This window comes from Streptomyces yaizuensis (genome assembly GCF_034961445.1).
GTDB classification, from domain to species: Bacteria; Actinomycetota; Actinomycetes; order Streptomycetales; family Streptomycetaceae; genus Streptomyces; species Streptomyces yaizuensis.
The window spans coordinates 382,956-409,710 of record NZ_BSBI01000004.1 but is presented as its reverse complement, the minus strand read 5'-3'; the positions used below and the strand labels follow the sequence as shown (position 1 = coordinate 409,710).

Below are 26,755 nucleotides of genomic sequence, written 5' to 3'. Positions count from 1 at the left end.
ACGCGTCGGTGGTGCGGGCCGGTCCGAAGAGGATGAGTCGGTGGAGGCCGAGGGCGGAGGGCGGGGTTGGTGCCGGCTTGTCAGCGGTCGTGCTGCGAGGCGAGCGCGCGGGTGCCGGGGGCACAGGCGTCGCGGAGGGCCGCGAGGCTGTCAGGGGGGAGGTCGCGGGCCGGGTGAAGCCGGTGTGTTCCCTCGAAGTGGCCGGTCGCGGTGGTCAGCCAAGCGGGAGAGGGTTCAAAGCCGGCGAACTCGGCGATACGGGTCAGCTCCGTCCGTGGGGCCAGGATCAGGCTTTCGTAGGAGAGGCTCAGGTGCGGTGCGGTGGACAGCGCGGCCAGATGTCGCAGGCCGCACAGGACCAGGTAGGTCCAGAGGTGGCCGAAGTGGGGCAGCGGGATGGGGTGTTCCATGAGGAGTGCGGGGTCGAAGCGTTTGTGCAGGAGGGGGGCGAGGCCGGGCGGGAGGCGGGCGGTGTGCTCGGGGCCGAGTTCATGCAGGGAGGTGAGGCCGAGGCGCCGGGCCTCACGGGTGAGCAGCAGGTTCAGCCGGAATGCCGGGTGGCGGCTCATGGAGAGGGCGCAGTCGGGGCCGTTCCGGTGCAGATGGATGAACCGGGCCCGGGGGAAGAGGCGGTGGAGGGCGGGGATCCGGCTCAGTGAGAGTCCGGATCGTTCGACGACGACTCGGGGATCTCCGTGCTGTTCGCCCAGGATGCGGAACAGCGCTGCCCAGTGGTCGCGCGGACGGCGTACCGGCCAGGCCGTGACCTGGGGCTCCAGCAGGTCCATCAGGGTGTCGGGGTCGTCGGTGAGATGCGGAAGGACTGTCTGGGCGAGGGCCGGGATGCCGGTGGTCTCCGCGGCGTACCGTCGTCCGGGGGTACGGATGTAGAGGAGTTCGGGGGGCGTGATGCCACTGCGGATCAGGCGGTCGGTATGGGGGTTGGGAGCGGTGAGATGTGCCCAGAACTGCTGCCCGCTCTGCGGTTCGTGCCGGAGCAGTTCGGGGATGCCGTCCATGCTCGTGAACAGTTCGCTCAGACTCAGCACGTCGGGATGGAGGCTGAGGACATGGGAGAGGGCGGTGGACCCGCAGCGGCCCGTCCCGACAATGAAGGTCAGATGCCGCTGGGTCACGGACTCGACTTCCTCTTCTCCTCTTGCGAGGGGCGTGGCAGGGGCAGTGGCACGCTGGCTGCCGGTCGGGTGATGCGGTGGTCGCTGGGGACGGCGGCAACAGCGTGCCCGGGAGCCCAGAGGGCAGGCGGGTGGTGAGGCTGGGCCGGCGTTGTCATCCTTCATGGTGCTGTCCGAGGCGGGTCAGGATGGCCCGGCCCACTGTGTGCACATTGGCGGCCCCGGTGAGTTCGGCGGGTGGGAGTGCGCAGTCGAAGGTGCGGTGGATGATGCCGTTGAGTTCGGTGGTCATCAGGGAGTCGAGCCCCATCTGGTCCAGGGCCCGGGTGGGGTGGATGTGCTCCGGTGTCGTCCGCAGGACCTGGGCGAGGACCTCGCGGAGGGCGTTCTCCACCGTGTCGGTCGCCTGTTCGGGAGCGATGTTGGCGAGGTGTTCCCGAAACCGCGGCGCGGTCTCCCTGTCCCTGGGGGGCAGGAGCGGGGCCGTCCGGGGGGCGGCGAGAGCGGGCAGCCGTTGGGCCGCCGCGTTCCAGTCCATGCGGCCGATGGTCACCGTCGCGTGCCTCAGGGCGTGCCGGGGGCGGGCCAGGATACGGTCCACTTCGCGCAGCACCTGGGCCACGGGCACTCCGGGGAACCCGTGGGTGGACATGATTCCTCCGGCGCCGGTGCGGTGGGCGTATCCGGTGTCGGAGACGGCTCCGAGCTGGATGGCCAGTGCGGGTGTCCCCGTGTCGCGCTGCCGCTGGGCGAGGTCTTCCAGGATCTTGTTCGCGGCCGTGTAGGCGCTCTGGCGGAGGTTGCCGAGGAGGGTGGCCACGGAGCTGTAGTACAGGACGAAGTCCGGGTGCCTGTCGCGGGTGAGGTGGTCCAGTACCAGGGCTCCGGTCACCTTGGGTGTGAGGACGGAGCGGAGCCTGTCGTCGGTCAGCTCGGTGAGCGGTGCGTCATCGAGGATCATCGCGGCGTGGACGATGCCGGCCAGTCGTCGCTTCTCCGCGTCGAGGGAGTCGAACAGGGCACGCATCGCGGGCAGGTCCGACACGTCGACAGCGTGTGCGCTGGCTTCGACGCCGAGGTTGCGCAACTCGGCGAGCAGGGTGTTTGCCTCGGGCGCCCGGGTGCCGCGACGGCTGATCAGTACGAGGCGCCGGGCGCCCCGGGTCGCGAGATGGCGGGCGGTGGCGGCACCGATGCCGCTGAGTCCTCCCGTGATGAGGTAGGCCGCGGCGGGGTCGCACAAGGCGGGGCGGGTGTCCTGGTGGACGGGGACCGGTTCGGTGAGGTCGATGACGATTTTGCCCGGGTGGCGGGAGTGCTCCAGGGCGTGGAATGCCTCGCGGATGCGGCGCCCCGGGTAGATCTGGTGGAGCAGGGGGCGGAAGGTGCCGGTGCGGATGGCGGTTTCCAGGGTGCGGAGGTGATCGCCGACTGGCGCGTGGCCGAGAAGGACAGGGGTGAGATCTACGCCGAAGAAGGTGAGGTTGTGCAGGAAGGGGGCCAGCGGGAGTGGCCTGTCGGCGAGGAAGTCCCGTTTCCCCAGCTCGACGAACCGGCCGTAGGGGGCGAGGAGTTCGACACTGCGGCGCAGTGCCTCGCCGGCGAGCGAGTTGAGGACGACGTCGACGCCTCGTCCGCCGGTGAGTTCCCGGGCTTCGTGGGTGAAGCGCAGGGTGCGGGAGTCCAGGACGTGGTCGGCGCCGAGGAGGCGCAGCAGTTCGCGCCGGGCGGGTGAGCCCGCTGTGGCGATGACCGTGGCGCCGATGTGGCGGGCGTACTGGAGGGCGGCGAGCCCCACGCCGCCGGCGCCGCTGTGGAGGAGGAGCGTCTCGCCTGCGGTGAGGCGGGCGAGATGGCCCAGGGCGTGCTGCACGGTGAGGAACGCGGTGGGCATGGTGGCGGCTTCGGTGGAGCGAAGTGCCTCTGGTGTGGGGATGAGGAGGTCGGCGGGGGTGAGTGCATGGGAGCCGAGGGATCCCAGGGCGACCCCCATGACGCGGTCTCCCGGCGTCAGGCCGGTGACATCGGGGCCGACCGCTTCCACGGTTCCCGCGAAGTCCGTTCCGATGGGCAGGGCTCCGGGGGTTGTGGTGATGTCGGGCACGGGGACGTCGCCGGTGGCGGTGAGGGCGTCCCGGTAGTTGAGTGCGGCGGCTTCCACCGTCACCCGCACCTGGCCCGGGGGCGGCGCCGTGCGCGGAAGTCTTTTCCATCGCACCTGGTAGCGCGGTTGGAAGGCCGGGATGTCGAGGGTGAAGCCATCGGATCCGCTGAGCGGGTGCTCTGCGGGCGGCAGGGGTGTGACCCGGTGGACGAACCGGCCTTCGGCGGTGAGACGGACCTCGTCCTCGTCGGAGCCGCTGAGGAACTCGGAGATCAGCGTCTGTGCCGCCGTGGCGATGTCATCGCCGACCGTGAGTACGATCCGTTTCACGGGGACCGAGGGGCTTTCGTTCGCGAGAGTGCGTCCCGCCCCCCACAGGGCCGACGCGGCGGAGGCGGCCGGCCGTGCGGACGCGTGGTTCTCGCCGCTTGGGACGACGATCCACACGGTGGCCTCGACCCCGGCCGGGGTACGGTCGCAGGCGGTGGCCAGGGAGCGCAGCGCCGCCAGGTGTGTGACAGCCCGTTCGGTGTGAGCCGCCGGGCCGGCGGACGGGTCCTGGTCCCGGTCCTGGTCCGGGTCCGGGTCCTGGTCCGGGTCCTGGTTGTCGGGAGTGAGCAGGACGAGTCCTACAGGTCCGGGTTGCGCGCCGATGGCCTTGGTCCACGCATCCGGATCGGCGGGATCCGCCACGTGTCGGGTTCCACCCGCGCACTGCCTCTGGAGGGAGGTGTGCACCTGCCGCGCCAGTGGGTGCCCCGTGGTCGCGGAGGGGTCCGCTTCGGCGATCACCCAGCGGCCGGTGCGCGGCGCCCGGTCCCGCGGTGGCTCCGGAGCGGGTGCCGCCGTGGTCGCGGGCGGGCGGGGCGCAGGAGGTGGTTTCCGTACCGCGAGGATCGTGGAGAAGTCGTTGTCCCGTGGGTCATGCGGATGGCCGGTCTGCGCGGTGGTGGTGAAGCCGCACCGGCTCAGAAGGCCGGGCCAGGCGTCCCTTGCGAGCGTGGGTCCGTGGGGGCGCAGGGCGGTGTCCCGGGAGTTCCAGAAGCTGTCCAGCATGCCGAAGACCATGAGGGTGGGGTCCGGGTTGTGCATTTCCAGGGAGATGAGTGCGCCGTCGGAGGTGAGCAGGGAGGCGACGTGGCGCAGGGACCATGCGAGATCGTGGGCGGTGTGCAGGGCGTTCGCGGCGAGTACGAGGTCGAAGCCGCCAGGGGGAATGCCCTGGTCCGCCGGTGCGACGTCGAGGTCGAAGGTCTTGAAGTCGATGAAGTCGTAGTCGGCGAAGCGATCCTGGCAGTGGGGGAAGAGGGCGGCGGAGATGTCGGTGAGGGTGAAGCGGGTGGTCTCCGGGGGTAGTTCCGGGAGGAGTTCGGCGGTGAGACCGCCGGTGCCCGCGCCGACTTCGAGGATCCGCAGCGGTCTCCCGGCGGGCCGGCGTGCGATGGACGCGCGCAGCAGGGCTCGCGCGGCGCTGTACTGGCAGCGCAGGCCGGGCACCCAGTCGTAGAGGCGTGCGGCGAGGTGGTCCGGGGGCGCGAAGAGCAGTTCCAGGGGATCGGTGTGTCCGCGGAGGAGGTCGGGGAGCTGTTGTCCGCAGACGGCCAGTGGGTGGAGTGCGGGACCGACGGACGGTGCCTGGTCGACGGCCTGCCGGAACGCCTGCTCCGGCGTGGGTTCCGCGAGAAGGGTCCACCGGCCGGGGTGTGTCCTTTCCAGGAGTCCCTGGTCCGCGGCGATGCGGCACAGTCCGCTGAGCCACCTCGTGTGCCGGGGGTCCACTCCCGCCTGGACGGCGTCGGCCACGGATACCGTCGTGCCGTGGGGGATCAGGGCGCGCAGCGCGCGCACGGTGTGGTGAGCGGTGAGGCGGTATGCGTGGGTACGGAAGTGACGATGGTCGTCCGCGTGGGCTGTCACGTCGTTGAGCGGTCCGTGGGTCGCCGCCCGGAGTTCGCCGGCGGTGGGAATCGGGGAGCGGCGGACGGTGGTGTCGGGGAGTGGGGCCGCCCGGCGGACTTCCGTGAGGACCTGGATCTCGGTGGTGTGCGTGGCGTTGAAGCGGCGCAGCGTCAGTCCGGTGGCTTGCAGTGCGACTTCGCCGTGGTGGTCGGTGATCGTCAGATCCCGGACCGCGCGCCCCTCGGGGGTGTCCCGGTCGGTCACGTGGATGCGTCCTGAGGGGGGCAGTGGCCGCCAGGAGCGTACGGTGCCGATGCCGGAGGGCAGGTGGAGTACCGGTTCGCCGTGTTCGGTCGGCATCAGCGGCAGGACGGCCTGGAGCGCGGCGTCCAGGAGTGTGGTGTGCGCGGCCCACGGGGGCGGGATCGGCACCGTGGCGGTGTAGTGGGCGATGACCTGGTGGTCGGTGGTGGTCAGTGCGGTCAGCGGGCGGAAGGCGGGACCGTAGGCGAGTCCGATGCCGGTGCAGGTGCTGTAGTGCTGGTCGGCAGGGCAGCTCCGGGCGCCTGCTGCCGCGGGGGTGTCGGTGTCCAGGGCGTCGGGGCGGTCCGCCGTCAGGTGCCTGACCCGCCCGGTGGCGTGCTCGCGCCATGGTCCGGAGGGGCCGATGCGGCTGGCCACGGTGAAGCGGCCGTCGTCGGTGAGGGTGCTCTGGAGCCGTACGTCCATCTCCGGGTCGTCGAACGGGAGGGTGAGGGCGCGGGGAATGGACAGCCCGCTGATCTCCACGGGTGTGCCGAGGACCTGCTGTCCGGCTGCCAGCGCCATGTCGACGTAGGCGGCGGCGGGCAGGACGACGGTACCGCCGACCCGGTGGTCGGCGAGCCACGCCAGCCTGCCGGGCTGGAGGTGCTGGTGCCAGCCGGGTGTCGCCGTGGGGAGGCGCTCGCCGAGCAGGGGGTGGATGTCGGAGATCGGTGAATCGTCGGCCGAGTGGCGCCACCAGGAGGGATCGCCCGCCCAGTGGCGCTCCCGTTGCCAGGGATAGGCGGGGAGTGCGACGGTACGGCCGCCATGGGGGAACAGAGCGTCCCAGTCGATGCCGGCTCCGGCCGCCACCGCGGTGGCGACCGCGGTCCGCAGCAGGGGCGCCCCGGGCTCGTCGCGGCGCAGCGTCGGCACCACGGCCACCGGTCCCTCGCCTCGGGCCGCACCGCGACGCAGGTAGGGGGCGAGGACCGGATGGGGTCCGATCTCGACCAGCACATCGCAGCCGAGCGCGAGCACGCCGTCGAGAGCGTCGGCGAAGCGTACGGGTTCGCGGACATTGCGCCACCAGTACTCCCCGTCGAGGCCGCTTCCCTCGACCGGCCGGCCCGTGACGGAGGAGACGAACGGGATACGGCAGGGGAGCGGCTCCACAGCGGGGAGCGAGGTGAGCAGCGTGTGGCGCACGGGATCCATGGCAGGGCTGTGGAAGGCGTGGTCGAGCGGCAGCTCACGGTAGAAGACGTCCTCCGCGCGCAGACGGGAGCCCAGAGCCGCGAGTGCCGCGATGTCGCCCGACACGGTCGTGTCCACCTCGCTGTTGACCGCGGCGATCACGATTCGGTCCCCGTACCCGGCGAGCAGGGCGCGCGTCCGTTCATGACCGAGGCCGACGGCTGCCATACCGCCGCTGCCCCGGGTCGGCGCCTGTGCCCGGCTCCGCGCGGCGATGACCCGGCAGGCGGCCTCGCGGTCCAGGGCGCCCGCGCAGTGAGCAGCCGCGACCTCGCCGACGCTGTGCCCGCACACCGCCGCCGGCCGGATGCCGTACGCGGCCAGCGCGGCGACCAGGCCCGACTGGAGCGCGAACAGCAACGGCTGGGCCACCTCGGTGCGCCGCATCCGGTCGCCGTCCGGCGGGTCACGCAGAGCGTCCAGCACCGACCAGCCGAGGTGGGGCCGCAAGGCGGCGTCCAGGTGCGAGACCTCCTCGGAGAATGCCGCGTCGTGGTCCAGGAGGTCTCTGCCCATGGCCGGCCACACCGAGCCGTTGCCGGAGAAGACGAAGCCCACCCGTCCGCGCCCGACGGCGGCACCCGTCGCCGCGGAGTGAGCCCGCTCCCCCTCCGCGAGGGCGCGCAGTGCCGCGGCCGCCGAGCCCGCGTGCTCGGCCAGTACGACGCGACGGTGCTCGTGCACGGTGCGGCGCCGGCAGGAGGTGTAGGCGATGTCGTGGAACGCGTCGCGCGAGGAACGCAAGTGGTCGGCGAGACGCCCCGCGGCAGCATCCGCGGCCCGCTCGGTACGACCCGACACGATCAGCGGAACCGGACCGCTCGCCGGTGGGCGGTCGACCGTCTGCGGATCGGGCGCAGGCGCCAGCACGATATGCGCGTTGGCGCCGCCGAACCCGAAGCCGTTGACGCCGATGACACCGTCAGGCTCCAGGCCGAGCGGCCGGTTCGCGGTGACAGGAGCGATACCCAGGGCGCTGAAGTCGATCCCGTCGTTGAGCGGGAGCGCATGCGCGGTGGCGGGGATCGTCCGGTGCCGCAGGACCAGCAGCGCCTTGAGCAGCCCCGCCATGCCGGACGCCGCTTCCAGATGCCCGAGGTTCCCCTTCACCGACCCCACCGGCAGCGGGGACGGGCGCGAGGTGCCCAGCGCCTGACCGAGTGCGCGGCACTCGACGGGGTCGCCCGCCTTTGTACCGGTCCCATGCGCCTCCACGTACCCCACCCGGTGCGGGGCGATACCGGCTTCCGCGTAGACCCGCTCCAGCAACTCCCGCTGGGCGTCGGTGCTCGGCAGGGCCAGCCCGGATGTCGTCCCGTCGGCGTTCACCGCGCTGGCCACGATCACGGCGTGCACCCGGTCACCGTCCGCGATAGCACGGGTGAGCGGCTTCAGCACGAGCACCCCCGCGCCCTCCGACCGGACGAAGCCGTCGGCGCGGGCGGAGAAAGGACGGCACCGCCCGGAGAGGGAGAGCATCGAGGCTTTGGAGAAGCCGACGAAGTGCGCCGGATTGATCAGCACATTGACACCGCCCGCCACCGCCAGCGCGCTGCGTCCCGTGCGCAGGATGTCGCATGCCTGGTGCACGGCGGTCATCGCCGAGGAACAGGCCGTGTCCACCGCGAAGGAGGGGCCGCGCGTGCCGAGGACGTACGAGAGGCGATTCGCTGTGTTGGACGTCGCCCCGCCGCTCATCTCATACGCGTTCCACTCCCGCGGACGGCGCTGGCGCAGTTCGAAGTAGTCACGGGCGGAGACGCCCATGACCACGGCGGTGTCACTGCCCGCGAGTGCGGCCGTGTCGATCTGCGCGTCGTCGAAGGCGTCCACCGCGCACTCCAGCAGCAGCCTCTGCTGCGGGTCCATCCGGGACGCCTCCCGGGGAGAGATCCCGAAGTAGGCCGCGTCGAAGAGGTCGACACCGTCCAGGAAGCCACCGGCGACGGTGTACGTCGTGCCCACCCGCCCGGGGTCCGGGTCCCGGTGGGAAGCCGCGTCGAAGCGATCCGCGGGCACTTCGGTGATCACATCGCGCCCCGTATCCAGCACCCGCCACAGGCCGTCCATGTCCCGGACTCCACCGGGCAGCCGGCAGCCGACACCCACCACAGCCACCGCCTCCACCGGGGCCCGCCGGTGTGGTGACGTCCGTGCCGTCCGTGCCAGGGTCGCGCGGCGATCCTCCGGACCATGGTCACCTGCGGCGGTGCGCGGCTGAGCCATCTGCGTCGTCTCCTCGCACGGGTAAACGGGATACAGGAGGACCGTTTGCCCCGGTCGCCGAGGCGGAGGGCCGGATGCGCGGCGGCCACCGTCGATCAGCCGCGCGCAGCGGACCGTACGACAACCTGGAGAGAACTCGCCAGAGAATTGCCATTAATTCAGCATTGCGTGTGAATTTATCCATTTTGCGCCATGAATACATAGATGGGTGGATGTAATATCGGCGGGTCGGACCGCTGAGCCACCCTGCCCAGGGTGGTCGTGCTCTCCGGCCCCGGATCGAGCACATGGGAGCCGACCATGGCAGATACCGAGACACCGGATGGCATCCTGCATCAGCTGCACCACCTCATGGACGACGAGTTCGAGTGGCATGGCGCGGTCAGTATCGGCCGTGACACCCGCATCGCGGACCTGCCGGGAGCCGACTCCCTGGGGTACCTGCGCGTCGTCATCAAAGCAGGTGAGATCTTCGGCGTCGTCCTGGGAAGCGACGAGCTCTTCGACGCGCGCACGGTGGGCGCCCTCTGTCGCCTGATCGACGGCAAACGCCGGGACGCGGTGTGACGGCGCGCCCCGGCCAGGCGGGCACCGGTACCCCCGTGCCCCGATTCCTCCCGGGACCCTCACTCACCCAGGGGACGTATCCGCCGGCCCTTCGTCGCCTTGCCGCAGAAGGGCCGATCCATCTCGTGGTGCTCCCCAGCGGACTGAACGCCTGGCTGGTCACCGACTACGCGCTCGCCCGCGAGCTGTCCGTCGATCCCCGCCTGACCATGGACATCCGACGCCTGACACGCCTTCCCGACGGCCTGGGCCACGACCGCTGTCCCCTGGGCCGGCCCGCTCTGCACCGACGCCACTGGCTGAACACCGACGGAACCGAGCACCGTGCCCTGCGAAAGCTGATCGCCCCCGTCTTCACCGAACACTCCCTCGCCTCCCAGCAGGCCATGACCGAGACGGTCGTCGAGCAGGCCCTGAACGACATCGCCACCCGCGATCGCGTGGACCTCATCACCCATTACGCCCGGCGAGTGGCCGTCGCGGTCATGGACCATCTCCTCGGGGTTCCCGCGGCCCTGCGCGAGCGCCATCCCGAAGCGGCCCCTGAAGTCGCCCTGCTCGGTGAGCCGCTGGGCGAACAACGGCGTGCCGCCCGGGGCGAACGTACCCAGATCATGCAGGAGTTGATCGACCTGCGCCGCGCGGACCCCGGCGACGACATTGTCAGCCATCTCCTGCGGTCGCGCGCGCACCGCGATGATCTCACCCTGTTCACCATTCACGGCATGCTCTGCCTGCTGTTCACCGCCGGAGTGGAGAACACCACCACGCTCATCGCCCACGGTGCCGCGCTGCTGCTCCGGAGTCCCGATGCCCGCCGGGCCCTCCTCTCCAGCGAGGAGACTGCCCGCGGCGTCGTCGAGGAACTCCTGCGCCACCACCCCCTCACCACCGGCACATGGCACTTCAGCACGGCATCCATCCCGGCCGGAACGGCAACGATCCCCGCCGATTCATGCGTCCTCTTCTGTCTGCCCAGCGCCAACAGGGATCCGGATGTCTTCCCCGACCCGGACCGGCTCGATCCGCGCCGCACCAACGCAGGGGCCCATCTCTCCTTCGGCCACGGCCGCCACTACTGCCCCGGCGCACCCTTGGCCAGACTGGAAGGACGCATCGCCCTGCGCTCACTCCTGCACCGCTTTCCGTCGCTGCGGCTCGCCACGCCCCCCGAGCATCTGACCTGGCAGGGCATCCACCTCAACCGCAGGTACGCCACCCTGCCGGTCCTGCCGGGCCCGGAAAGAAAGTCACCATGAGAGTCACCCCTTCCCTGTCCATCGCCGCCGCCTCCTTGTGGCTCCCCGACACGGTGTCCACGGCGGAGGAGGCGGCGGCCAGGGGGGCGGTACGGCTGAGGACCGCGCGGGAGGAGGGCATCGTCCAACTCCCCCAGTGCCACGACCGCACCGTTCCCGGCATGGTCCTGGAAGCGGCCCGCGCGGCACTGGCGCGGGCCGGCCGCACAGCCGGGGACATCGACCTGCTGCTCCACTCCTGGGCCTTCGACCGCGGACAGGGGCACTGGCTGCCCCACTACCGGATCGCCGGACTGCTGGGAAGCCGCCGATGCCACGCCGTGGGCATCCGGCAGGAGTGCAACGGGGGCGCCGGGGCCCTGGAAGCCGGCGCCGCCCGCATGATCGCCGACCGCGCTCTCACCACGGTGCTGATCACCAGCGGAGACAACTTCACGGAGTTGCACTGCGACCGGTGGCGCGGGATGGCCGTCGGCACCCCCCTCGGTGACGGTGCCGCCGCGCTCGTCCTCACCCGGGGTGCCGGACCCCTGGTCGTCGAGGCCATCGCCTCCGTCTCCGACCCCAGCATCGAGAGCGATTTCCCGAGCCGGGATCCCTTCACCCCTCCCGGAGGGGCAGACCTGCGGCCCCTGGCCGAGGTCTCGGACAACTGGCGCATACAGGAGAGGCTCCGGTCCTGCCTGGAGCGAGCGGCACTCCAGGTGCTGGAGGAAACGGGCATCGCCCCGTCCGACCCCAGCATCCGCGTGGTGCTGCCCGCGCGGAGCGGACGGACGGGCGTCGCCACCGTCATCATCCCCGCCCTCCCCGCACCGCTGCGCGAGAAGGTCCGCCTCTACGGCTCGCACACCGGGCATCTCGGAGCCGGAGATCTCCTCGCCAACGTCGCTGACGTACTCGACGGAACACCGCCTCCCCCGGGGAGCCGGGCGCTCTTCCTGAGTACCGGGATGGGCTCCATCGCGACCTGCCTGCTCGTACGGGCCGAAGACGCGACAGGGCGGCACCGGCCGGGCGCGGCACCGGCCCGGAGGTCCGGTGAACCCGCGAGGTGACCGGTCAGGTGGGGTCCTGCCGACGGTTGAGACGGGTGAGGATGCGGTGGGTGAGGGCGGTGAGGTCGGCCGCGTTGGTGAGTTCGACGGGCGGGATTTCGCAGTCGAAGGTGCGGCGGACGGCGGTGCTGAGTTCGGTGGCCATGAGGGAGTCGATGCCCATGTGGTCGAGTCGGCGGTTGGTGTGGATGTGGTCGGGGGTGGTTCGGAGGGTGGTGGCGAGAAGGTCGCGCAGGGCGTCCTCCACGAGAGCGGCGGCTTCCCCGTCGTCGGCGTGGGTGAGCTGTTCCCGCAGGAGGGGGGTGGTGGTGTCGTCCTGCGGGGGCAGGAGGCCGGCGGTGCGCGGGGCGGTGAGGGTGGTGAAGAAGTCACCGGCGGCGGCCCAGTCCATGCCGGCGACGGTGATGGTGTGGCTGGGGAGTGCTTCGGGCGGGTGGGCGAGGAGCCGGTCCGTGATCCGGAGGGCTTCGCGGGCGGGGGTGCCGGCCATGCCCCGGGCGAGCATCGTGCCCGCGGTCCGGGTGCGGTGGACGTATCCGGCGTCGGCGATCACGCCGAACCGGAAGGCGAGTACGGGCACGCCGTCGCTCCGGCGTCGGCGGGCGAGGCTCTCCATCGCCAGGTTCGCGGCGCTGTAGGCGCCTTGGAGGTTGTTGCCGGTGAGGGAGGACAGGGAGCTGTAGAGGGCGAGGAAGTCCAGGTTCCGAGCGGTGGTGAGCCGGTCCAGGACCAGGGCGCCGGTGAGTTTGGGCGCGAGGACGGTCCGCAGACGGTCCTCGGTCAGTTCGGTGAAGGGCGCGTCGTCGAGGACCATCGCGGCGTGGACCACCCCGGCCAGGCGGCGGCCCGAGGCGTCGATGCCCGCGACGATGCCGGTCATGGCGTCGAGGTCGGCGGCGTCGGCAGCGTACGCGGTGACGCTGATGCCGTTGTGGCGTAGTTCGGTGAGGAGACCGCCCGCTTCGGGGGCGTCGGGGCCGCGGCGGCTGATGAGGGTGAGATGGCGGGCGCCCCGGTCGGCGAGGTGGCGGGCGGTGGCGGCACCGAAGCCTCCCAGGCCGCCGGTGATGAGGTACTCCGCCTCCGGGTCGAGGGGGCCCTGAGCGGGATCTTCGCGTACGGGGACGGGGTCGGTGAGGTCGATGACGACTTTGCCGAGGTGGCGGGAGTGCTGGAGGGATTCGCATGCCTCGCGGATGTGCGAGGCGGGATACACCTGGTGCGGTGGGGGGTGGATGGTGCCGGTGCGGACGGCGTCCTCCAGTTTGCGGAAGAGCACGTCGCTGTCGGGGATGTCTTCGGTGAGCAGGGGGGTGACATCGACGCCGAAGAACGTGAGGTTGTTCCTGAACGGGGCGAGGAGGAGGGGGTTGTCAGCGAGGAAGTCACGTTTCCCCAGCTCCACGAACCGCCCGTACGGTTTGAGGGTTGCGACGCTGCGGGAGAGGGCTTCTCCGGCAAGGGAGTTGAGGACGACATCGATGCCTTCGCCGCCGGTCAGCTCCCTGATCCGGTCGGCGAAGTCGAGGCTTCGGGAGTCCAGGACGTGTTCGACGCCGAGCAGGCGGAGCAGATCGCGTTTCCCCGGTGTGCCCGCGGTGGCGATGACGGTGGCACCGACCCGCTGGGCGTACTGGATCGCTGCCAGGCCCACGCCGCCGGCGCCCGCGTGGACGAGCAGGGTTTCGCCGCGGCTCAGGTGGGCGAGGTGGCCGAGGCTGTGTTCCACGGTCAGGAAGACCGTGGGCAGGGTGGCGGCTTCGGTGCTGCGCAGGGTGTCGGGGACGCGGATGAGCCGGTCGGCGCGCATCAGGGTGTGGGAGGCGATGCAGCCGATCGCGATGCCGGCGATCCGGTCTCCCGGCGCCAGGGTGGTGACGTCGTCGGCGACGGACTGAATGGTGCCCGCGCAGTCCATGCCGAGCGGAACAGTCGTGTCTCCCGGGAACCCGGGAGGCCGGGGCACCATCCCGGTCACGGTCATGACGTCCCGGTAGTTCAGGGCCGCCGCCTCCACGGCGACGACTACATGTCCCGGCGGCGGGACGGGCCGGGGGATGGCCGTCCAGTGCAGTTCGTAGTGCGGTCCGAGGGCGGTGGCGTCCAGAGTGAAGCACCCGGTGCCGTGGCCGCTCCGTCGGGTGGGGGCCGAGAGGTGCTGGGCGCGGGGGACGAAGCGTCCCTCGGCGGTGAGAAGCACTTCGTCCTCGTCGGTGGGGTGGTGGAGTTCCGCGGTCAGCGGCCCGAGCACGCCCTCGTCGGGTGGCTCCGCAGGGGAGGTGAGGGCGATGCGGCGGACTGCGGTGGCGAGTTCGGCGGCCAGGCTGCGTGCGGCGCCCCAGAGGGCGGCCGAGACCACACCACCGGGAGGCTGGTCCGGGGCGCAGTTGCCGGTGGCGCGGGTGATGAGCCAGGGGTCGGTCTGCCCGGCGCAGGGGCTGTGCCGGGCAGACGACGGCGAGGGCGCGGACGGCTGTCAGCTGGCGGATGGTCTCCTCGGTGAGGGCATTCGGCGTGGTGTGGTCCTCGGTGGCTCCGTCGTGTTCGTCGCCGGCGATGAGGACGAGTCCGACGGGGCCGGGGCCCGGGGGAATCGCCGCGGTCCACGCGTCCGGGTCTCCGGCGGACTCGATGAGGTCTGCGCCGCCGGGGAAGGTGGTGCGCAGAGTGTCGGCGAGGGCATGGGCGAGGGCGGTGTTCGGGCCGTCGGCTCTGCCGGTGGCGGCGACGATCCAGCGGCGATCGGCCGGTGAATCGGGCTGCTGTGACGGCGGTCGCCCCGGCGCCGCCGTCGCCGTCCGGGGGGTGCGCGCGGCAAGGAGGAGGGAGAAGTCACGCAGGTCGGGGGCGTGGACATCGCCGATCTGCGCGGGTGGGTCGAATCCGCAGTTTTCGAGAAGGGGACCCCAGTCCTGCCAGGCCAGCAGGGGGCCGTGCGGGCGCAGGTCGGTGTCCTCAGCTTCCCAATAGCTGTCGAGCATGCCGAAAAGCGGGACCAGGGTGTCGTTGTTGTGCGATTCGACTGCCAGGAGGTGGCCGTGGTCCGCCAGCAGGGTGGAGATGTGGCGCAGGGTGCGGTTCAGGTCGCGGGCGGCATGGAGGGCGTTGGCGGCGAGGACGATGTCGAAGCCGGCGGGGGCGAAGCCCTGGTCCGTGGGATCGTGGTCCAGGTCGAGCCGCTGGTAGTCGATGAAGTCGTAGGCGGCGAACCGTTCACGGCAGCGGGGGAAGAATGCCGGTGAGATGTCGGTGCAGGTGAAGTGGGTGCGTTCGGGCGCGAAGACAGGCAGGATCGCGGCGGTGAGCCCTCCTGTGCCGGCGCCGACCTCCAGGACGCGCAGGGGACGGCTCGCCGGCCAGCCGTCCAGGGCGGTCCGGAGCAGGCTGCGGGCCAGCGCGTACTGGTAGCGGACGTTGGGGACGTGGTCGTAGACGCGTCCGGCGAGGTTGTCGGCGGAGAAGAGGAATTCCAGCGGGTCGAGCCGTCCTTGGAGCAGGTCGGCGATGTGGAGTCCGCCGACCGCCGTGGGGTGCAGGGCCGTTCCGATGGAGGGGTGATCGGCGAGCGCTTCCTGGAAGACGCGTTCCGGGACGGGATCGGTGGTGATCCGCCAGGTGCCCCGGCCGGTTCGTCGGAGGGCTCCGCGGGTGGCGGCGAGGCGGCACAGTGCGGTGAGCCAGCGGGTGTGCTTCGGGTGGACCCCGGTGGCGATGACGGCGGGGACAGTGACCGTGTCGGCCCGGCCGAGGATCTGTTTCAGGGCACGGGTGGTGCTGTGGGCGGCGATGTCCAGTACCGCAGCACGGAAGTGGAGGTAGTCCTCCAGGTGCTCGTCACCGAGTTCCGCCATCTGTTCACGTGCGGCGGCGAGGGTGATGTGCGGGGAGGGCAGCGGGGAGGGAGCGGCCGGTGTGCCCGGCAGCGGGGCGGCCCGCATCACTTCGGTGACCAGCGACGGGGCCGAGTGCCGGGCGGCGTCGAAGCGGCGCAGGCGGCAGCCGAGTGCCTGGAGGGCTATGTGACCGTCCGCGTCGGTGATGGTGAGGTCCCAGATACGGTCGGCGCCGTCGGCGGGGCGGCTCATGATGTGGATGTGGCCGCTGTCCGGGAGGCGCTGCCAGGAACGTACGGTGTCGATTCCGACGGGCAGGTAAGGCACGAGGTCATCGTCTTCGGCGGACAGCAGCGGCATGCCCGCCTGGAGGGCTCCGTCCAGCAGGGTCGGGTGAGCCGGATACCGATCGGACAGGGGAACGGTGGCGGTGTAATCGGCCAGGACCTCGCCCTCCCCGGCCGCGAGTGCGGTCAGCGTCCGAAACGCGGGACCGTACGGGAGCTGGGCCCGGGCGCATTCGGCGTAGTGCTCGTCCGCTGTCCGGCGGCGGGGGGTGCGGGCCCGGACGGTGGCCAGGTCCAGGGGTGGTGGCTGCGGCAGCGTGCGCCGCTGGATGCGGCAGCGGGCGTGTTCCTGCCAGACGCCGGAAGGTCCGCTGCGGCCGGCGATGGTGCACCGGCCGCCGGGGGTGATGGTGGTCTGCACGCGGATGTCCATGGCAGGGTCGTCGAAGGGCAGGGTGAGCGCCGATGCGATGGACAGGCCGGTGACCTCCGCTCCCGCGTCGAGGGCGTTCTCCCCGGCGGCCAGGGCGATGTCCGCGTACGCGGCTGCCGGGAGGACCACCGCGGCACCGACCTTGTGGTCGGCGAGCCAGGCGAGGGGGCCGGGTTCCAGGTGTTGGTGCCAGGCAGGGTCGAGGGTGGGCAGGCGTTCGCCGAGCAGCGGGTGCTCCGGGACGGCGGGGGTGTCGTGGTGGACCGATTCGTCCCACCAGGTGGGCTCGCCCGACCAGTGGCGTTCGCGCTGCCAGGGGTAGGCGGGCAGGGGCACGGTCCTCCCCCGTACGGGGAAGTACGGATTCCAGTCGGTGCGGCCGCCGGCGGCCATGACGGCGGCGACCGTCGAGCGCACCAGCGGAAGTCCCGCCTGGCCGCGCAGAAGGGTGGGCAGCACGGTCACCGGCCCCGGCTGCCGGTTGGCGGCATCACGCAGATACGGGCCCAGGACCGTGTGGGGTCCGATCTCCACCAGGACCGTGCAGCCGCTCTCCAACAGGGCGTCCAGCGCGTCCGCGAAACGTACGGGGTCCCGTATGCTCCGCCACCAGAACTCCGCGTCCACCTCCGGCCCCTCGACCGGCCCGCCGGTCACGGAGGACATCATCGGAACGCGGCACGGCCGGGCCACCACTCCCCGGAGCGAGTCGAGAAGGATCTCGCGGACGGGCTCCATGGCCGGGCTGTGATACGCGTAGTCGATCGCCAGTTCCCGGAAGAACACCTCGCGTGCCGACAGTGTCTCCCCGAGTTCCGCGAGCGCCTTCGCCTCGCCGGAGACGGTGACGGCGTCGGAGCTGTTGACCCCGGCGACCACCAGGCGCCCTGCGTACGGGGCGAGAACGTCTTCCGCGTCCGCCGCTCCGAGCCCCACCGCCGCCATCCGCCCGCTTCCCGCGGTCCTGCCCTGGGCGCTGCTGCGTTCGGCGATGATCCGGCAGGCGGTGGCCCGGTCCAGGGCGCCCGCGCAGTAGGCCGCGGCGACATCGCCGACGCTGTGCCCGGTGACCCCCGCCGGGGTGATTCCGGCGGCTGCGAGCGAGGCGACCAGCCCACCCTGCACGGCGAACAGCAGGGGCTGTGCGATCTCGGTGCGCCGCAGCTCCGGCTCGTGGGCGGGCCGGCGCAACGCGTCCAGGACCGACCAGCCCAGCCGGGGGAAGAGTTCGCCGTCGACGAGGGTGACCTCGGTCAGGAAGGCGTCGTCCGAATCCAGCAGGTCCCGGCCCATGCCCGGCCACTGGGAGCCGTTGCCGCAGAACACGAATCCCACCCCGCTGCCGTCCTGCCCGGCGCTGCCCCGGGCGGTGCCCGCCGCCGGCTCGCCGTCCTCGGCCAGGGCCCGCAGACCGGCCGCCGCCCGTACCGGATCCGGCGCGAGAACCACGGCCCGGTGCTCGTGCCGGGTACGGCGCACACAGCTCGTATAGGCGATGTCGTAGAACGAGTCCGGCGACGTCTCAAGATGGTCGGCCAGGCGCCGGGCCGCCTCTGTGGTGGCCTCCTCTGTGCGGCCCGAGACCAGCAGAGGCAACTCCGCGCACTCGCCCGCCACCGGTTCGGCCGGTGCCTGCTCGGGGGAAGCGGTGAGGGTCACATGTGCGTTCGCACCGCCGAAACCGAACGAGTTCACTCCCACCACCCCGTCCTCCGCCAGAAGCAGCGGGCGTGGGACGGCGACCGGTTCCAGGTTCAGGCCGGTGAAGTCGATCTCGTCACTCAGCGGCAGCACGTCCAGGGTCGCCGGGATCGTCCGGTGTCGCAGGACGAGCATCGCCTTCAGCAGGCCGGCGACACCGGCCGCCGCCTCCAGATGTCCCAGCGTCGATTTGACGGATCCGATCGGCAGCGGCTGCGAGCGGCGGCCGAGCGCCCGCCCCAGGGCCAGACACTCCAACGGGTCGCCCGCCGGGGTCCCGGTGCCGTGCGCCTCCACGTACGCCACCCGGTCGGGGGCGATGCCTGCTTCCGTGTAGAGGCTGTCGAGCAGCTCCTGCTGAGCGGTCGCGCTGGGCAGGGACAGCCCGGACGTCCTTCCGTCGTCGTTCACCCCGCTCGTCACGATCACCGCCCCGATCCGGTCACCGTCCGCGAGCGCCGTACGCAGTGGCTTCAGGACGAACACGCCCGCTCCCTCGCCACGCACATATCCGTCCGCCAGGGCCGAGAACGGATGACACCGCCCGGTCGGCGACAGCATCGACGCCTTCGAGAACCCGACGAAGTCGGCCGGATCGAGCATCACATGGGCTCCGCCCGCCAGCGCCAGGGCGCTGCGTCCGGTCCGGATGGCCTCGCAGGCGTAGTGGACCGCGGTCAGCGCCGACGAGCACGCGCTGTCCACAGTGAACGACGGGCCGTGCAGGTCGAGGACGTACGACAGCCTGTTGGCGTTGTTGCAGAACGCCGACCCGCTCATGTTGTAGGCGTTCCACGTCCTGAGCCGGCGCAGTTGCAGCTCGAAGTAGTCGCGGTGGGAGGCACCCACCGCCACGGCGGTGTCACCACCCGCCAGTGCCGCGGCATCGATCTGGGCATCGTCGAGCGCTTCCACCGCGCACTCCAGGAGAAGGCGCTGCTGGGGGTCGATCCGGGACGCCTCTTTGGGGGAGATGCCGAAGTAGTCGGCGTCGAAGGCCGTGATGTCTTCGAGGAATCCACCGGCGACGGTGTACGTCTTCCCCTCCCGCGCCGGGTCCTCGTCGAGGAACCGCGCGGGATCGAAGCGGTCGGCCGGTACGGAGGTGATGACGTTCTCTCCTGCGTTCAGCACCTGCCACAGACCGTCGAGGCCGCTGATGCCTCCCGGCAGTCTCAAGCCCACCCCCACGATGGCGACCGCATCCTGTGACCGGCCTGAAGGCTTGTTCGCATCAGGCCCACCCGCTGCCACGCCATCCCCGGACTGAGTGCCCCGGCTCTCACCTGACATGGGGTGTTCACCCATCGGAATCCTCCTCACGGAAGCCGATCCGCGCCTTGCGGCACCGTCAGGGCGGGGCCTCGTCCACCTGCCCGGCTGTGGCCGACACCCGCCGGGGCCGGCCGGTCACCGGCGCCGGGATGTGGGCCGCAGGCACCGCTCACCACGGGGAACGTGCTCTGCCCGTAGAAGGAGATTCCCCGTGTGAGCGGTGTACGGAGCGGGACTCCGCGTGCCCCTGTGACACGTGCGCGCGGGCTGTACGGGGCCGTGTGCACTCATGGTCCCATGTCTGCCACTGGTCGGCGCCGCGGCGCCGACGGGGCTGTCACGGCCCGTCTCGACATGAGAGAGACCGATGGGCGAGCGTAGGGTGGTGAAGGACGACGGGCCGCCGGACATGCCCCGTCGACACCCGGGATGGCCCGGGGCCCCGTCGGCACCCGGAATGACCCGGGGCCCCGTCGACACCCGGGATGGCCCGGGCAACAACGTTCTCAACCCTCACCGGCGCGGGCAGCGCGGTCAGCCCTCCGTGGAGGAGAAGGGGCGGACGAGATATGAATCGCGTCCGGAGGCAGACCCGGGCGACACGGGAACGACAGGCTCAGGAGGGTCTCCACACCCTGCTGGACCAGGAATTCGCCTGGGCGGAGACCTTCACCGAAGGCGAGGACGACCTGCTGCTCGATCTGCCAGGGGCGGACTCACTCGGGCTGCTGAGGGTCATCTCGCGGGCACAGAAGGAGTTCTCCGTCACCTTCGACGACGACGAACTCTTCGACCTGCGCACCGTCGGTGACCTGCGTGCTCTCGTCGCGGGCAAACTCCGCTCCGGGCCATGACCTCCGCCGGCCGGCCGCCGGCCGCCTGCCCGGCCCGGGCGGGAGCGGCCCAGCCCCGGGCGGGAGCGGCCCAGCCCCGGGCGGGAGCGGCCCAGCCCCTGGTGGACGCGGCCTTCCCGCACGAGGCATACCCTTCCGTCGTCCGGAGACTGGCCGCCGCCGGACCGGTCCACCCGGTCGTCCTCCCCGGTGGGCTGAACGCCTGGCTCGTCACCGACCGCGGAGCTGTCTGTTCACTGGCCGTCGACCCCCGTCTGAGCCTCGATCTGCGCCGGATACCCGAGCCCTCCGGCGGCGTCGGTCACCGCCGCTACCCCGAGGACGGCGGAGCCGGACGCGGACGCCATCTCCTGAATACCGAGGGACCGGACCACCACCGGCTGCGACATCTGACAGCGCCTTTCCTGAGCAGCACGGCTCTGGAACAGCGGCGGCCGATGATCGAGGCAGCCGCCGAGCATGCGCTGAAAGCCCTTGCCCGGTGCGATCCGGGCGACCTGGTCGCTCAGTACGCGCACCCCGTGGCCAGTGAAGTGATGAGCAATCTTCTGGGCATCCCCGGGCATCTCCGTCATCCTTTCACCGCCGCGACCATCGGTATCGGGGCGCCCGACCACCCGGACAGCGAACCCATGCGCGCCGCCGAGCGAACCCATTCCGAGCTGATCCGCCAGATGATGGAAGTACGCCGGAACGACCCGGGCGATGACCTCATCACCCTCCTCTTCGACGCACGCGCCCAGGAAGGCCGGCCCACTCTCCTGGAGATCCACGCCATGATCGGACTGCTCTTCCTCGCCGGAACGGAAACCACCTCCGTCCTCATCGCCTACGGCGCGGCCCGGCTGATCCAGCACCCTCCAGCGCTCCACGCCCTGCTCCGGGACGACGAGCACGCCAAGCCCGTCGTGGAAGAACTCCTGCGCCACCACCCGCCGTTGCCCACCGGCGCGTGGCGCTTCACCACCGAACCCGTCACGGTCGGCGACACGACCATCCCCGAAGGCGCCTGCGTCCTGCTCTCCTTCGCCGCCCCCGGCCAGGACGCCGACGTCTATCCGCACCCCGACCAGCTCGTCCCGGGACGCTCCAACGCCCCGGCCCATCTCTCCTTCGGCCACGGACCCCACTACTGCGTGGGCGCCCATCTCGCCCGGCTGGAAGGACTCATCGCCCTGCGCGCCCTCTTCCACCGCTACCCCTCCATGGAACTCGCCGCGCCCCTCGACTCCCTCACCTGGTCGGGCAGCACCGTCAACCGCCGGCTGGACACTCTTCCCGTCACCTTCGGTACCGGCAGTACCGCCGGTAGCAGTACCGCCGGTACCGGTCGCAGGGAGACATCCGTATGAGAACGGACACCGCGCACTATGTCTCCGCCGCCGCGCTGTGGCTTCCCGAAACAGCGTCCACGGCGGAGGAAGCCGTCGCGGCAGGAACCATCCGCCGTCGTGCTGCCGAGGCCGAAGGGTTCTCGCAGGTGACCGTCTGCCACGATCGCACCGTCGCGGCGATGGCCGCCGAGGCCGCACGCGCCGCCCTCGACGACGCCGGGATCGCCCCCGGCGAGGTCGACCTCCTCATCCACGCCTGGGTCCACCAGCAGGGCACGGGGAACTGGAATCCGCCTCACCACGTCGCCCGACTCGTCGGCGCCGAGCACGCCGTGGCCCTCGGCCTGCAACAGCAGTCCAACGGCGGAGCCGCCGCCATCGAAGCAGCCCTCAACGCCATGGCGGTCGACCTCCGGGTCACCACTGCCCTGATCACCACCGCCGACCAGTTCACCGACATCCCTCAAGGGCGCTGGTCCGTGCTCTCCGACGGCGGCCCGCTCGGCGACGGCGGCACCGCCGCCGTCCTCACCCGGGCTCCGGGTCCCCTGCTCATCGAATCCATCGCCTCCTACGGGGACCCCACGCTCGAAGCCGAGTTCCCCGGCCGCGACCCCTTCGGACCACCGCCCGAAATCACCGATGAGCCCGGCTCGGCCTTCCGTAACCAGGACGTCCTCAAGCGCATGCGGCACTGCGTCGAACAAGCCGTCCAGTACGCCCTCGACGACGCGCGCCTCAGCCCCGACGCGCCCACTCTGCTCACCGTCCTCCCGCTCCGCCTCGGCCACACGTTCATCGACTGGACCGTCCGCTCGGCTCTCCCCGCTCCCCTTCAGGACAAGATCCAGACACACGGTTCCCGCACGGGCCACCTCGGTGCCGGCGACCTCCTCGCCAACCTCGCCGACATCGTCAGCCGGCCACCCCCGCCCGACAGCCGGATCCTCCTCGTCAGCGTCGGAGCCGGCTACACCGCCACCTGCCTCATCGTCCGGACGTAGCGACCCCAGCAGCAGACACTCGGTGCGCGGGTCCGCCCGGGTCTGCCGGACGAGGGTGCGGCGGCGGACATCACCACTGTTCTTGTGAGCATCTCCATACCTCTGCTGTTTCGAGCACGCCTCCTACAGGGGAGCATCCCTCCTCCTCAAGATCGGAGCGGACCGGGGCAAGGACGACGTGAAATATGACGCCTCGTTCGAATGGCTCGACAGCTTCTCCTTCAACGACATGACCAGCTCCGTGACGGTCCACAACAACTGCATCCTCGAACTCAACGAGGCCATCTCCTTCGGAGGCCCGCGTCACACCTTCGCCGACGCTGCCAACTGGGTCGGCGACGGAGCGAACGACAAAGCCAGCGTGACGCCGGATGCCGAGACCGGGTGCGGTTCGCCCCGCGGTACCCGCGTGGCAGCTGCGGCCGTATCAGCCCCGTGGACCGGGCTGCACCCTGTTCTTCGCACTCCGGATTGCAAGCCGGGCAGGCGGATGGCGCGGGAGTTCCCGAGCATCTGGTTCGAGCGGTACGCGGACGACAGGGTCCTGCATCGCGTCACCGAGCGCCAGGCCCGGCAGGTACTTGCCGCGCTCATGAACAGGATGGCCGAGGCTGGACTGCACCTACTGGCTCCGCACCGTCGCATCTCCACACCGTGGGCTGCCGGCGCGTAGCCCGACCCGGCTTCAGCCCCGCCGTGAACGGTACGCGTTGTACGCAACGCCGCACGGCGGTCAGCGCGGCGGTGTCGCTGCCCCGGGAACCCGTCTCGCGGCACATCCTGGCAGCCCGGGTGCGGCGTCGATGGCCTGGCCGAACCGGCGTTCCTCCGCAGCGCATCGCCGACGCCGCCCAACGCTCCGGCTTCGCCCTGCCGTTCACCGGCTTCATGAAGATCAAGCCGTCGCGTGGGGGATCCCTCTGCTCGGCATCGGCTCACGCGGTTGATATTTGGTCGCCGACCAACTTTACTGGGACGCAGAAATTGGTCAATGACCAAGACCTGAGGTGGTGAACGATGCCCCGAATCAAGACGCCGTTCTCCGGCACCGGCACCGGCATCGCCGGCCCGGCGCTCGGCTGCCGGCCGACGCGGTACGGGGCACAGGTCACGGTCGTCGTGCGCTCGCGCGCCGCCTGGACGCGCCGATACGCCGATACGCCGCCAAGCCGCTCGCCCGGCTGTTCGCGCTGCCCGACCGCACCCCCGACGAGAGGACACGGCCGTGATCGAACATGTCGACCCGCCCGCGCTGGCTCCGCCGATCGGCGGTCTCTACCACCATCTCGCGATCGCCCGCTCGGGATCCATAGTCGCGATCGCGGGACAGATCGCCCTGGACGCCGACGGCCGGCTCGTCGGCGAAGACTGTCACGCGGCCCAGGCCGAGCAGGCGTTCCGCAATCTCGCCGCCGCACTGGCCGCGGTCGGCTGCGGCCCGCGCGACCTGTTGAAGAACACCATCCACGTCGTGGGGCACCGCCCCGAACTGATCGAGCCGATCTTCGCGGCGGGCCGGCGGGCCTTCGGAGGCGACTGGCCCCGCACGGCGAGCACGCTCGTCGGTGTCCAGGCGCTCGGCCGGCCCGAATGGCTCATCGAGGTCGACGGCCTGGCCGTCATCCCCACGCGCGCCCCCGTCACCGCTCACCCCGCACCGGCCGCGGGAACCCACCGACACCCAGGAGCACAGGAGCCCGATATGGTCACGAAGACGAAGACCTGGTTCATCACCGGAGCCTCCAAGGGCTTCGGCAGGCAGTGGGCCGAAGCCGCCCTGGAACGGGGCGACCGCGTCGCCGCGACGAGCCGTACCCCCGGCGCGTTCGACGACCTGGCCGACGCCCACGGCGACAACCTGCTGCCGATCCGGCTGGACGTCACCGACCGGGCGGCCGTCCATGCCGCTACGCGCCGGGCAGTCGACCGTTTCGGCCGACTCGACGTCGTCGTCAACAACGCCGGCTACGGCCTGTTCGGCATGGTCGAGGAGATCAGCGAGGAACAGGCCCGGGCGCAGATCGACGTGAATCTGCTGGCACCGCTGTGGGTCACCCAGGCCGCGTTGCCGCACTTGCGCGCCCAGGGCGGCGGGCACATCATCCAGGTCTCCTCGATCGCCGGCGTCTTCTCCCTGCCGGGTCTCGGCGTCTACCACGCTTCGAAGTTCGGCCTGGAGGGATTCACCGCCAGCCTCGCCAAGGAGGTCAGGGACTTCGGCGTCAAGGTCACTCTGGTCGAACCCGCCGGATACGCCACCGACTGGGCCGGGCCCTCCGCCGTCCACGCCGAACCCCTGCCCGCCTACGACGGCTTCCGCGCCGCCATGCAGCGCCCGGCCGGAGTGCGCGGTGAGCCGACCGCCACCCGCGCGGCGATCCTCACCGTCGTCGACGCCGACGAGCCGCCCCTGCGCATCTTCTTCGGCAAGGGGCCCCTCGACGTGATCCGGGCCGAGTACGCCTCGCGCATCGAGGAGTGGGAGCGCTGGGACGGGGTGTCCCGGGCGGCGTTCGGCGCCTGAGACGGCCCCTCGACAGGTCACCTGCACCATGAGCCGGTAGATCGCCGACAGGTGGCGGAGAGCGGGACACGGCAGTGCGCCGGACGCCGGACACCCGGGGCCGGACGTCGCCGGTCCCGGTCCCCAGCAGGTCGTCCTCATCGGCATCGCGCCGCGGCCTCGGCCCGGTCCGCCCACGGCGATCTCCAGCCGCTTCATCGGACACGTCATCCGTCGCGGTCAGGACGGCCGGGACGCATCAACGGCCCAGGTCACCAGCGCTGGCGCAGCGACCTGGGCCTACCAAGCGATCGGGGGCGTTCTGGCGCGGGTCAGCTGGTGAGGGTGGGCCAGGGAACGTCCGTTTCGACGGCGGCGGTGTAGTCGACGCCGGGGACGGAGAAGCCGTAGAGACGACGGACTTCGTCGCTGAACCAGGTGAGGTCGGCGAGGTCGGTGACGCTGTCGCTGGTGGCGGTGGTCCAGCGTTCGGCGACGGCGTTCTGTACGGCGGGGGCCAGTTCCCAGGTGTCGAGGCGGACCCGGCCCTGGTCATCGAGGTCGAAGGGGCGGGCGCCGGTCAGCTGGTCCCAGAGTTGGACCAGCTGACCGATCGGGGCCACCATGGAGTCGCCGAGGACCCCGCGCAACAGCCCCACGTACAGGGCGATGCCGGGGATGGCGGTGGAGGACTGGGTGACGGCAGCGGCATTGACGGAGGTCACCGCCCGGCCGCCGACGGTCCTGCCGAGGCGCTCGTCCAACGTGCGTGCGGTGGCTTCCAGATGGGACTTCGCGGCGCCGATGGTGCCCTGCCGGTAGATCGCCGCGGTGAGCGGGGAGCCGATGTAGGACAGGGCGGCGGTGGTGAAGCCGTCGGCGAGGAGGGACCGGTCGGCCAGGAACGTGATCCACCGTTCCCAGTCGGCGCCGCCCATGACCGCCACGGTCTGTTCCATGTCGTCGCCCTCGGCCGGCGCGGTGGTGACCTCCTTGACCTCGGGGGCACCGTGCTCGTCGAAGACGAGGGTCTTGGTGGTGTGCGGCGAGCCGATCGGCTTGAGGACCGCCAGGCCGTCCCGCAAGTCTGCGGCCCGGCGGATGAACACGGAGATCTTGACCGACACAACGATGTCCAGCCGGGCTTGGAGGGTTCCCACCAGCTCCGACGGGGACAGCCGGCGGCACCTCAGGCTCGGCGCGCAGGGGAGGACGGATTCCGCCGACAGCTCGACAGCCTCCTTCGGCGTCGTCGCGTGTCCCGCGCCCTGAGAGGTCCGGTGGCCCCGGCTTCACGGCACGAGGTCTGCCCGGCACGGCTTCACTCCGACCTGCGGTTCCCGTCCCGGTCGATCTGACCCTGCCCCCTCACCTACCAAGAGCAATGCATCTGTGACGTTGAGTCATGACAGGATGGGTCCAGGTCGACATCGTGTCGATCGGAAGGAGGAGACATGGCTGAGGACGAAAGCACCGACGAGACGGAGTCCGCAGGGCAGGAGACCCCGTCCGGCACGTACGCAGGCACCGAAATCACGATCGAAGGCGAGGAGCACCTCATCATTCGGGAGGATGAGGTCCCGGTGGTCACCGACACCGAGTGATACGCCCACGCTTCGGTGCGGGCTGCTCTTCGCCCGTGCTGAAGCGGAGTGCTGTCCGAGTACGAGAAGGGCCTCGTCGGCCGCTGCCGGGATGCCCACGTGTCGGGAGCCGGGTTCTCTCGTTGGTGGGAGTGCGGCCCGGGTTCGTCCGGCCGGCGTGGTCCGTAGGGGTGGC

At 71.2% G+C, this 26,755-nt stretch carries 12 protein-coding genes and 4 pseudogenes; 10 read left to right on the top strand and 6 right to left on the bottom strand.

Annotated features, from left to right (window positions below):
- Window positions 1-80: 80 nt before the first annotated feature.
- Both SYYSPA8_RS12675 and SYYSPA8_RS12670 read right to left on the bottom strand, forming a co-directional pair.
- Entirely contained in the window at window positions 81-1,136 is a 1,056-nt protein-coding gene (locus SYYSPA8_RS12675; RefSeq protein ID WP_323447201.1) for a sulfotransferase, read from the bottom strand.
- A 154-nt stretch (window positions 1,137-1,290) separates the two neighbouring features.
- Entirely contained in the window at window positions 1,291-8,760 is a 7,470-nt protein-coding gene (locus tag SYYSPA8_RS12670; protein WP_323447200.1) for an SDR family NAD(P)-dependent oxidoreductase, read from the bottom strand.
- A 408-nt stretch (window positions 8,761-9,168) separates the two neighbouring features.
- Between SYYSPA8_RS12670 and SYYSPA8_RS12665 the strand changes: the two genes are divergently transcribed.
- The 3 genes from SYYSPA8_RS12665 (at window position 9,169) to SYYSPA8_RS12655 (ending at window position 11,752) form a co-directional block, all read left to right on the top strand.
- On the top strand, window positions 9,169-9,435 hold the full coding sequence (locus tag SYYSPA8_RS12665) for an acyl carrier protein (protein WP_323447199.1): 267 nt from the start codon (window positions 9,169-9,171) through the stop codon (window positions 9,433-9,435).
- A gap of 125 nt (window positions 9,436-9,560) precedes the next feature.
- Window positions 9,561-10,694: a cytochrome P450 gene (locus SYYSPA8_RS12660; RefSeq protein ID WP_323447198.1), complete on the top strand. Its 1,134-nt coding sequence runs from the start codon at window positions 9,561-9,563 to the stop codon at window positions 10,692-10,694.
- A complete protein-coding gene (locus SYYSPA8_RS12655; protein ID WP_323447197.1) occupies window positions 10,691-11,752 on the top strand; it encodes a beta-ketoacyl-[acyl-carrier-protein] synthase family protein in 1,062 nt (353 codons plus the stop codon). Before SYYSPA8_RS12660 ends, SYYSPA8_RS12655 begins: the two co-directional genes overlap by 4 nt.
- Before the next feature lie 4 nt (window positions 11,753-11,756).
- Here the strand turns inward: SYYSPA8_RS12655 and SYYSPA8_RS12650 are convergent, their stop codons facing one another.
- The 3 genes and pseudogenes from SYYSPA8_RS12650 to SYYSPA8_RS12645 form a co-directional block, all read right to left on the bottom strand.
- Window positions 11,757-13,406: an SDR family NAD(P)-dependent oxidoreductase gene (locus SYYSPA8_RS12650; RefSeq protein ID WP_323447196.1), complete on the bottom strand. Its 1,650-nt coding sequence runs from the start codon at window positions 13,404-13,406 to the stop codon at window positions 11,757-11,759.
- Window positions 13,407-13,592: 186 nt separating this feature from the next.
- Window positions 13,593-13,736, bottom strand: a pseudogene (locus SYYSPA8_RS38350) (alcohol dehydrogenase catalytic domain-containing protein); the annotation flags it as partial.
- A 907-nt stretch (window positions 13,737-14,643) separates the two neighbouring features.
- Window positions 14,644-19,299: pseudogene (locus SYYSPA8_RS12645) on the bottom strand (beta-ketoacyl synthase N-terminal-like domain-containing protein); the annotation flags it as partial.
- Window positions 19,300-19,850: 551 nt separating this feature from the next.
- Between SYYSPA8_RS12645 and SYYSPA8_RS12640 the strand changes: the two are divergent.
- The 6 genes and pseudogenes from SYYSPA8_RS12640 to SYYSPA8_RS12615 all read left to right on the top strand — a co-directional run bounded on the left by SYYSPA8_RS12640 (window position 19,851) and on the right by SYYSPA8_RS12615 (window position 24,997).
- Window positions 19,851-20,135 (top strand): acyl carrier protein, encoded by a 285-nt coding sequence (locus SYYSPA8_RS12640; RefSeq protein WP_323447195.1) that lies wholly within the window; start codon window positions 19,851-19,853, stop codon window positions 20,133-20,135.
- Entirely contained in the window at window positions 20,132-21,487 is a 1,356-nt protein-coding gene (locus SYYSPA8_RS12635) for a cytochrome P450 (RefSeq protein ID WP_323447194.1), read from the top strand. The genes SYYSPA8_RS12640 and SYYSPA8_RS12635 overlap by 4 nt, the downstream gene beginning before the upstream one ends.
- On the top strand, window positions 21,484-22,473 hold the full coding sequence (locus SYYSPA8_RS12630) for a thiolase family protein (protein ID WP_323447193.1): 990 nt from the start codon (window positions 21,484-21,486) through the stop codon (window positions 22,471-22,473). Before SYYSPA8_RS12635 ends, SYYSPA8_RS12630 begins: the two co-directional genes overlap by 4 nt.
- A gap of 178 nt (window positions 22,474-22,651) precedes the next feature.
- A complete protein-coding gene (locus SYYSPA8_RS12625) occupies window positions 22,652-23,146 on the top strand; it encodes a hypothetical protein (protein WP_323447192.1) in 495 nt (164 codons plus the stop codon).
- Between the two features lie 552 nt (window positions 23,147-23,698).
- A pseudogene (locus SYYSPA8_RS12620) lies at window positions 23,699-24,037 on the top strand (RidA family protein); the annotation flags it as partial.
- Window positions 24,038-24,175: 138 nt separating this feature from the next.
- A complete protein-coding gene (locus SYYSPA8_RS12615; RefSeq protein ID WP_323447393.1) occupies window positions 24,176-24,997 on the top strand; it encodes an SDR family oxidoreductase in 822 nt (273 codons plus the stop codon).
- Window positions 24,998-25,308: 311 nt separating this feature from the next.
- Here the strand turns inward: SYYSPA8_RS12615 and SYYSPA8_RS12610 are convergent.
- Window positions 25,309-26,046, bottom strand: a pseudogene (locus SYYSPA8_RS12610) (enoyl-[acyl-carrier-protein] reductase FabV); the annotation flags it as partial.
- 384 nt (window positions 26,047-26,430) lie between these two features.
- Between SYYSPA8_RS12610 and SYYSPA8_RS12605 the strand changes: the two are divergent.
- On the top strand, window positions 26,431-26,580 hold the full coding sequence (locus SYYSPA8_RS12605; RefSeq protein WP_323447191.1) for a hypothetical protein: 150 nt from the start codon (window positions 26,431-26,433) through the stop codon (window positions 26,578-26,580).
- Window positions 26,581-26,755 lie beyond the last annotated feature (175 nt).

Bases quoted from the DNA above. Each gene is read 5' to 3' on its own strand.
- SYYSPA8_RS12635 (WP_323447194.1), top strand. From the start codon at position 20,132: ATGACCTCCGCCGGCCGGCCGCCGGCCGCCTGCCCGGCCCGGGCGGGA.
- SYYSPA8_RS12615 (WP_323447393.1), top strand. From the start codon at position 24,176: ATGGTCACGAAGACGAAGACCTGGTTCATCACCGGAGCCTCCAAGGGC.
- SYYSPA8_RS12605 (WP_323447191.1), top strand. From the start codon at position 26,431: ATGGCTGAGGACGAAAGCACCGACGAGACGGAGTCCGCAGGGCAGGAG.
- SYYSPA8_RS12630 (WP_323447193.1), top strand. From the start codon at position 21,484: ATGAGAACGGACACCGCGCACTATGTCTCCGCCGCCGCGCTGTGGCTT.
- SYYSPA8_RS12640 (WP_323447195.1), top strand. From the start codon at position 19,851: ATGAATCGCGTCCGGAGGCAGACCCGGGCGACACGGGAACGACAGGCT.
- SYYSPA8_RS12665 (WP_323447199.1), top strand. From the start codon at position 9,169: ATGGCAGATACCGAGACACCGGATGGCATCCTGCATCAGCTGCACCAC.
- SYYSPA8_RS12655 (WP_323447197.1), top strand. From the start codon at position 10,691: ATGAGAGTCACCCCTTCCCTGTCCATCGCCGCCGCCTCCTTGTGGCTC.